Consider the following 12,596-nt stretch of genomic DNA (forward strand, 5'->3'; position numbering starts at 1 on the left):
CAAAAAGCGATTCCTGCGATAATCCGCCTGCGCTGTGACTGGAGTCGCAGCGTTTTCCGTTAGTAAGGGTTTTGTCCAGATGCGTGAATCTATGAGCCCCGTCGCGGTAAACAACCTCAGAAAAACCCTACAATTTCAGGCAGTACATATTGGCTAAGGAGCAGTGATATGCGTGTTACTGGTTTAACCCCGCAAGATCTCAAGGCTTATGGTATTCACGACGTCCAGGAAGTCGTCTACAACCCCGACTACGATACGCTGTATCAGGAAGAGCTCAATCCAGCACTGGAAGGATACGAGCGCGGTGTGTTGACGAATCTTGGTGCTATCGCCGTCGATACCGGTATCTTTACCGGTCGTTCGCCGAAAGATAAGTATATCGTCCGAGACGAAACCACCCGCGATACGCTGTGGTGGGCTGACAAGGGCAAAGGGAAGAACGACAACAAACCGCTCTCTCCGGAAACCTGGCAGCACCTGAAAGGGCTCGTCACCCATCAACTTTCCGGCAAGCGTTTGTTTATTGTCGACGCTTTCTGCGGCGCTAACGCCGACACCCGTCTCTCCGTACGTTTTATCACCGAAGTGGCCTGGCAGGCGCATTTCGTGAAAAACATGTTTATCCGTCCAACCGACGAAGAGCTGCAGAACTTCACCCCTGATTTCATCGTGATGAACGGCGCGAAATGCACCAACCCACAGTGGAAAGAGCAGGGTCTGAACTCCGAAAACTTTATTGCCTTCAACCTGACCGAGCGTATCCAGCTGATCGGCGGTACCTGGTACGGCGGCGAAATGAAGAAAGGGATGTTCTCGGTCATGAACTACCTGCTGCCGCTGCGGGGCATCGCCTCCATGCACTGCTCGGCTAACGTCGGTGAAAAAGGCGACGTGGCGGTCTTCTTCGGCCTTTCCGGCACCGGGAAAACCACCCTGTCTACCGATCCAAAACGTCGTCTGATTGGTGATGACGAACACGGCTGGGATGACGACGGCGTATTCAACTTTGAAGGCGGCTGCTACGCGAAGACCATTCGCCTGTCTGAAGAGGCCGAGCCGGATATCTTCCACGCGATCCGTCGCGATGCGCTGCTGGAAAACGTCACCGTGCGTGCCGACGGCTCCATCGACTTCGACGATGCGTCGAAAACGGAAAACACCCGCGTCTCTTATCCGATCTACCACATCGACAATATCGTGAAGCCGGTGTCTAAAGCGGGTCATGCCACGAAGGTTATTTTCCTGACGGCGGATGCGTTCGGCGTGCTGCCTCCGGTATCTCGCCTGACGGCCAGCCAGACGCAGTACCACTTCCTCTCCGGTTTCACCGCCAAGCTGGCGGGTACCGAGCGCGGCGTGACGGAGCCAACCCCAACCTTCTCCGCCTGCTTCGGCGCAGCCTTCCTGTCGCTGCACCCGACGCAGTACGCTGAAGTGCTGGTGAAACGCATGCAGGCATCCGGTGCGCAGGCATACCTGGTGAACACCGGCTGGAACGGCACCGGCAAACGTATCTCCATCAAAGATACCCGCGCCATTATCGACGCCATTCTGGATGGTTCTCTGGACGACGCCGAAACCTTCACGCTGCCGATGTTTGACCTGGCGATCCCAACGTCGCTGCCGGGTGTGGATACGCATATCCTCGACCCGCGCAATACGTACGGTTCGCCGGAGCAGTGGCGTGAGAAAGCGGAATCGCTGGCGAAGCTGTTTATCGAGAACTTCGAGAAGTACACCGATACCCAGGCGGGTGCTGCGCTGGTGAGTGCGGGTCCAAAACTGTAGTCCATGTCGGGTGGCGGCTTCGCCTTACCCGACCTACAAAAAAGGGTGGCTCGAGCCACCCTTTTTTCAACTCTCTTTCACCTGCCCCCGCGTCACCGGAACCGGCAACCAGGCGCGAATACTCAACCCACCCCGCTCGCTGGTACCAATCTCCAGCAACCCGTTATGGTTATCCACAATACGCTGCACAATCGCCAGGCCTAAGCCCGTACCGCTGGTGCTGCGCGCGCTGTCGCCGCGCACAAACGGCTGGAACAGATGCTTACGCTGCTCGGGCTTGATGCCCGGACCGTCGTCTTCCACCTGGAACCAGGCGCGGTTGAGCTCAGACCCGCTGCTGACCTTAATCCAGCCGTTGCCGTAGCGCGCCGCGTTAACCACCATGTTGGCCACCGCGCGCTTAATGGAGAGCGGGTGCATGCGTACCTGGATCTCGCCCGCCTGAAGGTCGGTATCAATTTCACGCTCGTAGCCGCTTTCCGCCGCCACCACTTCGCCCAGCACCGCGTTCAGATCCGCCATCTCCATCGGCATCTCCTGACCGGTGCGCAGGTAGTCGATGAACTGCTCGATGATGGCGTTGCACTCTTCGATATCCTTGTTGATGGACTCGGCGAGATAACCGTCCTCTTCTCCCATCATCTCCGTCGCCAGACGGATACGCGTCAGTGGGGTGCGCAGGTCATGGCTCACGCCCGCCATCAGCAGCGTACGGTCATCCGCCAGCTGCTTCACGCCTGCCGCCATATGGTTAAACGCACGCGTCACCGAGCGGACTTCCGAGGCGCCATACTCGCGCAGCGGAGGAGGAATAATGCCTTTACCGACCTGCAGCGCAGCGTGCTCCAGGTCGACCAGCGGTCGGTTCTGTATACGGATAAACAGCCAGGCCCCACCTATCGCCAGCAGCATGATCGCCAGGGTATAGCGGAACAGCGGCGAGAAATCGCCCTGATGGATTTCGGTCAGCGGGACGCGCACCCAGATGTTGGGTGACAGCCAGGTTTTCAGCCAGACGACGGGCGAGCTTTTGTTGACCTCAACGCGCACTTCCGTCGGGCCACCCAGCTGTTGCGCCATCTGCTGGCTGAGGAATTCATAGTGCTGCGCCCAGCGCAGGCCCGCGTCTTCCGCCGCTTCATTCGAGTAGAGCGAAATGCCCAGTTCACGATAGATTTCACGACGAAACGCCGGGGGAACGACGAGCTGTGTGCCGTCCTCCAGCTGCAGCTTATCGGTCATCAGCATACGCACTTCGTAGGCCAGGACCTTATTAAACTGCTGGAGGCTCGGCAGGATCGCAAAGTTCAACACCACCAGGTAGGTCGTCACCAGGCTGACGAACAGCAGGGTGACGATCAGTAACAGGGTGCGGGCAAACGAGCTTCGCGGCGAGAAGCGCATTCGCCTCATGCTTTAGAGCCGTCCGGGACGAACACGTAGCCCAGACCCCATACGGTCTGAATATAACGAGGATGCGCCGGATCTTCTTCTACCATGCGGCGCAGGCGGGAGATCTGCACGTCGATAGAGCGTTCCATTGCGGAGTATTCGCGACCGCGCGCCAGGTTCATGAGCTTGTCACGGGAAAGCGGTTCACGCGGGTGGCTGACCAGCGCTTTCAGGACCGCAAACTCGCCGCTGGTGAGCGGCATTGGCTCGTCTTCACGGAACATTTCGCGCGTGCCGAGGTTCAGCTTGAACTTGCCGAAGGCAATAACGGCTTCTTCCTGCGACGGCGCGCCCGGCAGTTCGTTCGCCTGACGACGCAGCACGGCGCGAATACGTGCCAGCAGTTCACGCGGGTTAAACGGTTTTGGAATATAGTCATCGGCACCGATTTCGAGGCCCACGATACGGTCAACTTCTTCGCCCTTCGCCGTCACCATGATGATCGGCATCGGGTTGCTCTGGCTGCGCAGACGGCGGCAGATAGAAAGCCCATCTTCGCCAGGCAGCATCAGGTCGAGAACCATCAGATGGAAAGATTCACGGGTCAGCAGACGGTCCATCTGCTCAGCGTTCGCGACGCTACGAACCTGGAAGCCCTGCTCGGTCAGATAACGTTCCAGCAGCGCACGAAGGCGCATGTCGTCATCCACGACCAGAATTTTGTAGTTTTCTTGCATTGTGTGTACTCCCAAAGGTTCGGATAGTCTTTGTAACAGCGTATTCTAAAAAAGTGCACGTATTCGACCAGTTAATTCTGGTATAAATTCTAGTCGAAATTGTTACAAAGCATATTTAACAGCAGCTTATCTGTTCATTTCATCACATAAATCATTATTAATCCTGTCTGTTACACTGTGTGGTACGTATTGTGCGCAAAACAGAGAACCGGCAGCAAAGGCAGCACCATGAAAACGCCCCTGATCACCCGCGAAGGGTACGAGAAACTCAAAAAAGAGATGGATTTCCTCTGGCGCGAAGAGCGTCCTGAGGTAACCAAAAAAGTGACCTGGGCCGCGAGCCTGGGCGATCGCAGCGAAAACGCTGACTACCAGTACAACAAGAAGCGGCTGCGCGAAATTGACCGCCGGGTACGCTATCTGACGAAATGCCTCGAAAATCTAAAAATTGTCGATTACTCCCCGCAGCAGGAGGGCAAAGTGTTCTTCGGCGCGTGGGTGGAGATTGAAAACGACGACGGTGACACCCTGCGCTTTCGCATTGTAGGCTACGATGAAATTTTTGGTCGTAAGGATTACATCTCCATCGACTCGCCGATGGCCCGCGCGCTGCTGAAAAAGGAAGTGGGCGATCTGGCCGTCGTGCAGACCCCAGCCGGTGAAGCCAGCTGGTACGTTAATGAGATCGTCTACGTAAAATAGTCCGAGAGCGCCCTCCCCGGCTGGCATTTTGCCGTGTCAGCCCGTATAACTATCCCCTGATTTTTTCGACTCAACAGATGATAAAGCCATGATGAAAGATTCGCTCTGCCGCATTATTGCGGGTGAACTTCAGGCCAGAGCCGAACAGGTAGAAGCTGCCGTTCGCCTGCTTGATGAAGGGAACACCGTGCCGTTTATTGCACGCTATCGTAAGGAAGTCACCGGCGGTCTGGATGACACGCAGCTGCGTAACCTGGAAACCCGTCTCGGTTATCTGCGCGAACTGGAAGAACGTCGTCAGGCGATCCTCAAATCCATCGGCGAACAGGGCAAGCTGACCAGCGAACTGGAAAGCGCCATCAATGGCACCCTGAGCAAAACCGAACTCGAAGACCTCTATCTGCCGTACAAGCCGAAGCGCCGTACGCGCGGACAGATTGCGATTGAAGCGGGTCTTGAGCCGCTGGCCGACCTGCTGTGGAACGAACCGTCCCACGATCCGGATACCGAAGCGGCGAGATTCATCGACGCCGACAAAGGCGTAGCGGACACCAAGGCCGCCCTCGACGGCGCGCGCTATATTCTGATGGAGCGCTTCGCCGAAGACGCTGCCCTGCTCGCCAAAGTGCGTGATTACCTGTGGAAGAACGCCCACATCGTCTCTACCGTCGTCGCGGGTAAAGAGGAAGAAGGCGCGAAATTCCGCGACTACTTCGATCACCACGAACCGATTTCCACCACCCCTTCCCACCGCGCGCTGGCAATGTTCCGCGGCCGCAACGAAGGCGTGCTGCAACTCTCCCTGAACGCCGACCCGCAGTTTGACGAGCCGCCGAAAGAGAGCCACTGCGAGCAAATCATCATCGACCATCTCGGCCTGCGCCTGAACAACGCCCCGGCTGATAGCTGGCGTAAAGGCGTGGTGAGCTGGACCTGGCGCATCAAGGTGCTGATGCACCTCGAAACCGAGCTGATGGGCACCGTGCGCGAACGTGCCGAAGATGAAGCGATTAACGTCTTCGCCCGCAACCTGCACGACCTGCTGATGGCCGCCCCTGCAGGCCTGCGCGCGACCATGGGTCTCGATCCGGGTCTGCGTACCGGTGTAAAAGTCGCTGTCGTTGACGGCACCGGCAAGCTGGTCGCCACCGACACCATCTATCCGCACACCGGCCAGGCAGCGAAAGCGGCCGTCGTGGTGGCGGCGCTGTGCGAAAAATACAACGTCGAGCTGGTCGCCATCGGCAACGGTACGGCGTCCCGCGAAACCGAGCGTTTCTATCTCGACGTGCAGAAGCAGTTCCCGAAAGTGACGGCACAGAAAGTGATCGTCAGTGAGGCCGGGGCATCCGTCTACTCCGCGTCCGAGCTGGCGGCACAGGAGTTCCCGGACCTGGACGTTTCCCTGCGCGGTGCAGTCTCGATCGCTCGCCGTCTGCAGGATCCGCTGGCGGAACTGGTGAAGATCGATCCGAAATCGATCGGCGTGGGCCAGTATCAGCACGATGTGAGCCAGACTCAGCTGGCGCGCAAGCTGGATGCGGTCGTGGAAGACTGCGTAAACGCCGTTGGCGTTGACCTGAACACCGCCTCCGTTCCTCTGCTGACCCGCGTGGCGGGCTTAACCCGCATGATGGCGCAGAACATCGTCGCCTGGCGCGACGAGAACGGCCAGTTCCAGAACCGTCAGCAGTTGCTGAAGGTAAGCCGTCTGGGGCCAAAAGCGTTTGAGCAGTGTGCGGGCTTCCTGCGCATCAACCACGGCGATAACCCGCTCGATGCCTCCACCGTTCACCCGGAAGCGTATCCGGTGGTGGAACGCATCCTGGCCGCTACCCAGCAGGCGCTGAAAGATCTCATGGGCGACAGCAGCGCCCTGCGCAACCTGAAAGCCGTCGATTTCACCGACGACAAATTTGGTGTGCCAACCGTTACCGACATTATCAAAGAGCTGGAAAAACCGGGCCGCGATCCGCGTCCTGAGTTCAAAACCGCGACCTTTGCTGACGGTATCGAGACCATGAACGACCTGCTGCCAGGCATGGTGCTGGAAGGTGCGGTGACTAACGTCACCAACTTTGGCGCGTTCGTGGATATCGGCGTGCATCAGGATGGCCTGGTCCATATCTCATCCCTTGCCGACAAGTTCGTTGAAGACCCGCACACCGTGGTCAAAGCGGGCGACATCGTGAAGGTCAAAGTGCTGGAAGTGGACCTGCAGCGCAAGCGTATCGCGCTGACCATGCGTCTGGACGAGCAGCCGGGTGACACCGACGCGCGCCGCGGCGGCAATGGCGGGGGCCGCGAGCAGCAGCGTCCGGCCGCGAAAGCGGCAAAACCGCGTGGACGTGACGCCCAGCCTGCAGGCAACAGCGCGATGATGGATGCGCTGGCGGCCGCGATGGGTAAAAAACGCTAAGGTCATAAATGCCCGGTAGCGCTGCGCTTACCGGGCCTACGGTTTTGTTGGCCGGGCAAACGCAGTGCCGCCCGGCAAGCAGGCCGCAGGGAATTAAGTAGCCATATTTAAACCGCGAATTATCACCCCGTTAACAAATACTCCGCTTTTCGTTTTCCCGGCATTTCAGCAAATATTGAGCAAGGTCAAAAAGGCCGTAAATTAATATCGCAAACAACATTCCGTCACAGTTTTAATATTGCTGATAAAAACTATTCTCATTATCATCGCATAGTAGATAATTTAACCTTTCGTGGAATCAGGCGTTATGCAATTCACTCCAGACAGTGCATGGAAGATTACCGGTTTTACCCGCGAAATTAGCCCGGCCTATCGGCAGAAGCTGCTGTCGCTGGGCATGCTGCCCGGCTCGTCATTCCAGGTCGTACGCGTGGCGCCGTTAGGCGATCCGGTTCATATCGAAACCCGACGCGTGAATCTGGTCCTGCGTAAAAAAGACCTCGCGTTAATAGAAGTCGAAGCCTTATCCCGATAACAAGCCAGCGGTTTCAGTGAGTCTAAAAAAATGAAAAAGTTAACTATTGGCTTAATTGGCAATCCTAATTCCGGCAAGACCACGCTTTTTAACCAGCTGACCGGGGCTCGCCAGCGCGTGGGCAACTGGGCGGGCGTGACGGTTGAACGTAAAGAGGGCCAGTTCACGACGACAGACAACCAGGTGACGCTGGTTGACCTTCCCGGCACCTACTCCTTAACCACCATTTCGTCGCAAACCTCGCTCGATGAGCAGATTGCCTGCCACTATATTCTTAGCGGTGACGCGGACCTGCTGATCAACGTGGTCGACGCCTCAAACCTCGAGCGTAACCTTTATCTGACGCTGCAGCTGCTGGAGCTGGGTATCCCCTGCATCGTGGCGCTCAACATGCTCGATATCGCAGAGAAACAAAAGCTGCGCATCGACGTCGATGCCCTCTCCGCGCGCCTGGGGTGCCCGGTCGTTCCGCTGGTCTCGACGCGCGCGCGCGGTATTGATGCGCTGAAGCTGGCCATTGACCGTCACGCGGGAAATCGCGACGTTGAGCTGGTGCATTACGCACAGCCTCTCCTGCGTGAAGCCAACGTGCTGGCGCAGGAGATGGATAACGCTATGCCTGCGAAACAGCGTCTGTGGCTTGGCCTGCAGATGCTGGAAGGGGATATCTACAGCCGCGCTTACGCCGGGCATGCGGCCGATAAGCTGGACGTAACGGTGGCCCGTCTTAGCGACGAGCTGGACGACCCGGCGCTGCACATCGCCGATGCCCGTTACCAGGCCATCGCCTCGATTTGCGACGTGGTCAGTAACGCGCTGACGGCAGAACCCAGCCGCTTTACGGCGGCAGTGGATAAGATTGTGCTTAACCGCTTCCTCGGTTTGCCCATCTTCCTGCTGGTGATGTACGTGATGTTCCTGCTCGCCATTAACATCGGTGGCGCACTGCAGCCGATTTTTGACGCCGGTTCCGTCGCGGTCTTCGTGCACGGGATCCAGTGGGTGGGTTACACCCTGCACTTCCCGGAATGGCTCACCATCTTCCTCGCGCAGGGGATCGGCGGCGGTATCAATACCGTTCTGCCGCTGGTGCCGCAGATCGGCATGATGTACCTGTTCCTCTCGTTCCTGGAAGATTCCGGCTACATGGCGCGCGCGGCGTTCGTGATGGATCGTCTGATGCAGGCGCTGGGCCTGCCGGGCAAATCCTTCGTCCCGCTGATCGTCGGCTTCGGCTGTAACGTGCCGTCGGTGATGGGCGCACGCACGCTGGATGCACCGCGCGAGCGTCTGATGACCATCATGATGGCGCCGTTTATGTCCTGCGGTGCCCGACTGGCGATCTTTGCGGTCTTTGCGGCAGCCTTCTTTGGCCAGCAGGGCGCGCTGGCGGTCTTCTCGCTGTATGTCCTGGGCATCGTGATGGCGATCCTGACCGGCTTAATGCTGAAACACACCATCATGCGCGGTGAAGCGTCACCGTTCGTGATGGAGCTGCCGGTGTACCACGTCCCCCATCTGAAAAGCCTGGCGATCCAGACCTGGCAGCGCCTGAAAGGCTTCGTCCTGCGCGCCGGTAAGGTGATTGTCATCGTCAGCGTTTTCCTGAGCGCGCTGAACAGCTTTACCCTGAGTGGACAGGCAGCGGATAACATTAACGACTCTGCCCTCGCCTCCGTCAGCCGCGTCATCACGCCGGTCTTCAAACCAATTGGCGTGCATGAGGATAACTGGCAGGCAACCGTCGGGCTGTTTACCGGCGCGATGGCAAAAGAGGTGGTTGTCGGTACCCTGAACACGCTCTACACCGCCGAGAACATTCAGGAGCAGGAATTTAACCCGGCGGAGTTTCACCTCGGTGACGAACTGCTGGGTGCCGTAGAGGAAACCTGGCAAAGCCTGAAGGACACCTTCAGCCTGAGCGTGCTGGCGAACCCGATTGAGGCGAGCAAAGGCGACGGCGAGATGGCGACCGGTGCCATGGGCGTGATGGGCGAGAAGTTTGGCAGCGCGTCCGCGGCCTACAGCTACCTCATCTTCGTTCTGCTCTATATTCCATGCATCTCCGTGATGGGGGCGATTGCCCGCGAGTCCAGCCGCGGCTGGATGGGCTTCTCCATCCTGTGGGGATTAAACATCGCGTATTCGCTGGCGACGCTGTTTTATCAAACCGTCAATTTCAGCCAGCACCCGCGCTACAGCCTGGTCTGCATTCTCGCGGTTGTGCTGTTTAACGTGATCGTTCTCGGCCTGCTGCGGCGGGCACGCAGCCGCGTCGACATCGACCTGCTGGCAAACCGTAAAACCGCGGCGACCTGCTGCAACAGCCCGGCAGGCGACTGTCACTAAGGAGCACGCCCCATGGCATCGTTGATTCAGGTTCGTGACCTGCTGGCACTGCAGGGGCGAATGGAGGCGAAACAGCTGAGCCTCAGCCTGCATACACCGCAGCCGATGATCGACGCCATGCTGGAAAGACTGGAAGCCATGGGGAAAGCGGTGCGCATTCAGGAAGAGCCGGACGGTTGTCTGTCCGGCAGCTGTAAACATTGCCCGGAAGGAAAAGCCTGCCTCAGGGAGTGGTGGGCACTGCGCGAATAAAGGCGGACAGCGCCGAACAAAACTCGCCAGGATGTGAAATAAATGGCGCGTGTGCCGCTTTAGCAACCACCATTGATTGGCTTTCCGGCCACAGGTTATCCAGCAGTGGAACCACCTTACGCGGAACCAGTCCGTCCAGATAGCCATACATACGCAGGTGCGGAAGCGCCAGCGACGCCAGCGGTTCACGCAGATCGATCGTCTTGAGTATCTCAAGCCCCCCGTTAAGCACCTCAACGTCAGGCATCGGCAGCGACAGCACGGTCTGCTTCAGCGTGCGCGCGTCCTGACGCGCGGTTTCTGTACCCATCGTCTGCAGCGCGAGAAAACGCTCCACCGTCCGCTGGAAATCGTCGCTTAGCTGCTGCTGGAACCCTGCCAGCACTTCAGGCTTGATCCCCGGCCACGCGTCCTGCGCGCTAAAGCAGGGTGACGAGGCAACGGTAACCAGCGCGCTTACGCGCCCGGGGTTATCCAGCGCAATCTTGCTTGCCACCAGCCCGCCCAGGCTCCAGCCCAGCCAGACAGCGTTTTGCGGCGCGGCGTCCAGAACCTGCTGCGCCATCTCATCAAGCGACATCGCGCCAAAGCCGCGGCTGCGGCCATAACCCGGCAAATCCACCAGATGCAGCGTAAATTGCGAGGCAAGTTCCTCGCTTACGCAACGCCACACTTCAGCATTCAGTCCCCATCCGTGCAGCAGCACAAGATGGCAATTTCCCGTTCCGACGGTCTGCCACCACAGCGTCTTCATCAGTTACTGTTCTCTTTTTCACATGGAGGTTGCACATGCTAACAGTACCTGGGTTGTGCTGGCTATGCCGAATGCCGCTGGCACTCAGCAGGTGGGGCATCTGCTCCGTCTGTACGCGATCGCTGCAATGGCGTATCGGGATCTGTCCACAATGTGGTTTACCGGCCACAAATCCCTCTTTGCCCTGTGGCCGGTGCCTGAAAAAATCCCCGCCGTGGAGCGCGCTGGTGGCGGTGGATAATTATGTTCCGCCGCTGAGCAGGCTGATTCACGCGCTGAAGTTTTCTGGTCAAAGTTCACTGGCACAGCCCCTTGCGCGACTGCTACTGCTGGCGGTTTTGCAGGCGCGGCGCCACCGTGCACTGCCGAAAATCGACAGGTTGGTGAATGTCCCCCTGTACCGACGTCGGCACTGGCGGCGGGGCTATAACCAGAGTGACCTGATCTGCCGTCCCCTCGCCCGGTGGCTTGGCTGTCAGTATGATGCCCGCGCGCTGACGCGTGTTCATGCCACCGCCATCCAGCATCAGCTCAGCGCCCGGCTTCGCAAAAGAAACCTCAAAAATGCCTTTCGCCTTGAATTGCCGGTCGACGGTCTCCATATCGCGATTGTGGATGATGTCGTCACCACAGGCAGTACCGTTGCTGAACTTTCCCGACTGCTTTTGCAAAGCGGCGCCGCGTCGGTTCAGGTATGGTGTCTGTGCCGTACCTTGTAGCCCTTCTTCAATGGGCGTATGATTATACCCAGGTAATTTAGTCAACTATTAGGCCAAAGCTATGATCCGTATTTCCGATTCTGCACAAGCGCACTTTGCCAAACTGCTGGCAAATCAGGAAGAAGGGACGCAGATCCGTGTGTTTGTGATCAATCCAGGCACGCCGAATGCAGAATGTGGTGTTTCTTATTGTCCTCCGGACGCCGTGGAAGCCACCGACACTGCCCTTAAATTTGAACAGCTCACCGCCTATGTTGATGAGCTGAGCGCACCGTATCTTGAAGATGCGGAGATCGACTTCGTCACCGATCAGCTGGGTTCTCAGCTGACCCTGAAAGCGCCGAACGCGAAAATGCGTAAAGTGTCTGACGATGCCCCGCTGATGGAGCGCGTTGAGTATCTGCTGCAATCCCAGATTAACCCGCAGCTGGCTGGCCATGGCGGTCGTGTTTCCCTGATGGAAATCACCGACGAAGGTTTTGCCATTCTGCAGTTTGGCGGCGGCTGTAACGGCTGTTCAATGGTCGATGTCACCCTGAAAGAAGGGATCGAGAAGCAGCTGCTGAACGAGTTCCCGGAACTGAAAGGCGTGCGTGACCTGACCGAACACCAGCGCGGCGAGCACTCTTACTACTGATTCATTGCCCGTCTGTATTGCCCGGTGGCGCTGCGCTTACCGGGCCTACAAAACCCTGCTCCCCCTCTTCGCTCCCCTCTATATGTTGACCTGCGTCTCATAATTCACATTTTGCCTTCCAGGGTGATTCTCAATCACGCCATGTTACCCGTATCATTCTCATGGGCACTAAGCACACTCATAACAGCCGACTAAACTTAATCGTTTAAAAGGCATCAGTATTAGTGCCGTTACTTCTCTGTTCCCAGTTGGGACAACCGGAATTTGTCGTTGAAACAATGACGTTACCCATAACAATTCAAAGGCCAGGTA

11 protein-coding genes are annotated in these 12,596 nt (G+C 57.8%); 8 read left to right on the forward strand and 3 right to left on the reverse strand.

Annotated features, from left to right (window positions below; translation table 11 throughout):
• Positions 1-168 precede the first annotated feature (168 nt).
• Positions 169-1,788, forward strand: a complete 1,620-nt coding sequence (gene pckA / locus B498_RS02575; protein WP_008503046.1) for a phosphoenolpyruvate carboxykinase (ATP) — start codon at positions 169-171, stop codon at positions 1,786-1,788.
• A gap of 66 nt (positions 1,789-1,854) precedes the next feature.
• On the opposite strand, the gene envZ is transcribed toward pckA, so the two are convergent.
• Complete coding sequence (gene envZ, locus B498_RS02570) at positions 1,855-3,201, reverse strand: two-component system sensor histidine kinase EnvZ (RefSeq protein WP_008503047.1); 1,347 nt, start codon at positions 3,199-3,201, stop codon at positions 1,855-1,857.
• Positions 3,198-3,917, reverse strand: a complete 720-nt coding sequence (gene ompR, locus B498_RS02565; protein ID WP_001157751.1) for a two-component system response regulator OmpR — start codon at positions 3,915-3,917, stop codon at positions 3,198-3,200. Before ompR ends, envZ begins: the two co-directional genes overlap by 4 nt.
• Before the next feature lie 228 nt (positions 3,918-4,145).
• Between ompR and greB the strand changes: the two genes are divergently transcribed.
• The 5 genes from greB to feoC all read left to right on the forward strand — a co-directional run bounded on the left by greB (position 4,146) and on the right by feoC (position 10,174).
• Positions 4,146-4,619, forward strand: a complete 474-nt coding sequence (gene greB, locus B498_RS02560; protein WP_008503048.1) for a transcription elongation factor GreB — start codon at positions 4,146-4,148, stop codon at positions 4,617-4,619.
• An 88-nt stretch (positions 4,620-4,707) separates the two neighbouring features.
• Positions 4,708-7,038 carry a Tex family protein gene (locus B498_RS02555; RefSeq protein WP_008503049.1) on the forward strand — a complete coding sequence of 777 codons (2,331 nt, stop codon included), beginning with the start codon at positions 4,708-4,710 and terminating at the stop codon, positions 7,036-7,038.
• A 307-nt stretch (positions 7,039-7,345) separates the two neighbouring features.
• A complete protein-coding gene (gene feoA / locus B498_RS02550) occupies positions 7,346-7,573 on the forward strand; it encodes a ferrous iron transporter A (RefSeq protein WP_008503050.1) in 228 nt (75 codons plus the stop codon).
• A 30-nt stretch (positions 7,574-7,603) separates the two neighbouring features.
• Entirely contained in the window at positions 7,604-9,922 is a 2,319-nt protein-coding gene (gene feoB / locus B498_RS02545) for a Fe(2+) transporter permease subunit FeoB (protein ID WP_008503051.1), read from the forward strand.
• A gap of 12 nt (positions 9,923-9,934) precedes the next feature.
• A complete protein-coding gene (feoC, locus tag B498_RS02540) occupies positions 9,935-10,174 on the forward strand; it encodes a [Fe-S]-dependent transcriptional repressor FeoC (RefSeq protein WP_008503052.1) in 240 nt (79 codons plus the stop codon).
• Here feoC and bioH read toward each other — a convergent pair.
• Positions 10,146-10,928: a pimeloyl-ACP methyl ester esterase BioH gene (gene bioH, locus B498_RS02535; protein WP_008503053.1), complete on the reverse strand. Its 783-nt coding sequence runs from the start codon at positions 10,926-10,928 to the stop codon at positions 10,146-10,148. The two genes, feoC and bioH, sit on opposite strands and share 29 nt — an antisense overlap.
• A gap of 35 nt (positions 10,929-10,963) precedes the next feature.
• On the opposite strand from bioH, the gene gntX reads away from it, so the two are divergent.
• Both gntX and nfuA read left to right on the forward strand, forming a co-directional pair.
• Positions 10,964-11,647: a DNA utilization protein GntX gene (gene gntX / locus B498_RS02530; RefSeq protein ID WP_008503054.1), complete on the forward strand. Its 684-nt coding sequence runs from the start codon at positions 10,964-10,966 to the stop codon at positions 11,645-11,647.
• Between the two features lie 61 nt (positions 11,648-11,708).
• Positions 11,709-12,284: a Fe-S biogenesis protein NfuA gene (gene nfuA / locus B498_RS02525; RefSeq protein WP_008503055.1), complete on the forward strand. Its 576-nt coding sequence runs from the start codon at positions 11,709-11,711 to the stop codon at positions 12,282-12,284.
• Positions 12,285-12,596: the final 312 nt, after the last annotated feature.

Origin of the sequence: Enterobacter sp. SST3, assembly GCF_000286655.1 — a bacterium.
Taxonomy (GTDB): Bacteria; Pseudomonadota; Gammaproteobacteria; order Enterobacterales; family Enterobacteriaceae; genus Enterobacter; species Enterobacter roggenkampii.

Excerpts from the sequence above, each read along its gene's own strand:
- pckA (WP_008503046.1), top strand. The coding sequence starts at position 169 with ATGCGTGTTACTGGTTTAACCCCGCAAGATCTCAAGGCTTATGGTATT.
- envZ (WP_008503047.1), bottom strand. The coding sequence starts at position 3,201 with ATGAGGCGAATGCGCTTCTCGCCGCGAAGCTCGTTTGCCCGCACCCTG.
- ompR (WP_001157751.1), bottom strand. The coding sequence starts at position 3,917 with ATGCAAGAAAACTACAAAATTCTGGTCGTGGATGACGACATGCGCCTT.
- greB (WP_008503048.1), top strand. The coding sequence starts at position 4,146 with ATGAAAACGCCCCTGATCACCCGCGAAGGGTACGAGAAACTCAAAAAA.
- B498_RS02555 (WP_008503049.1), top strand. The coding sequence starts at position 4,708 with ATGATGAAAGATTCGCTCTGCCGCATTATTGCGGGTGAACTTCAGGCC.
- feoA (WP_008503050.1), top strand. The coding sequence starts at position 7,346 with ATGCAATTCACTCCAGACAGTGCATGGAAGATTACCGGTTTTACCCGC.
- feoB (WP_008503051.1), top strand. The coding sequence starts at position 7,604 with ATGAAAAAGTTAACTATTGGCTTAATTGGCAATCCTAATTCCGGCAAG.
- feoC (WP_008503052.1), top strand. The coding sequence starts at position 9,935 with ATGGCATCGTTGATTCAGGTTCGTGACCTGCTGGCACTGCAGGGGCGA.
- bioH (WP_008503053.1), bottom strand. The coding sequence starts at position 10,928 with ATGAAGACGCTGTGGTGGCAGACCGTCGGAACGGGAAATTGCCATCTT.
- gntX (WP_008503054.1), top strand. The coding sequence starts at position 10,964 with ATGCTAACAGTACCTGGGTTGTGCTGGCTATGCCGAATGCCGCTGGCA.
- nfuA (WP_008503055.1), top strand. The coding sequence starts at position 11,709 with ATGATCCGTATTTCCGATTCTGCACAAGCGCACTTTGCCAAACTGCTG.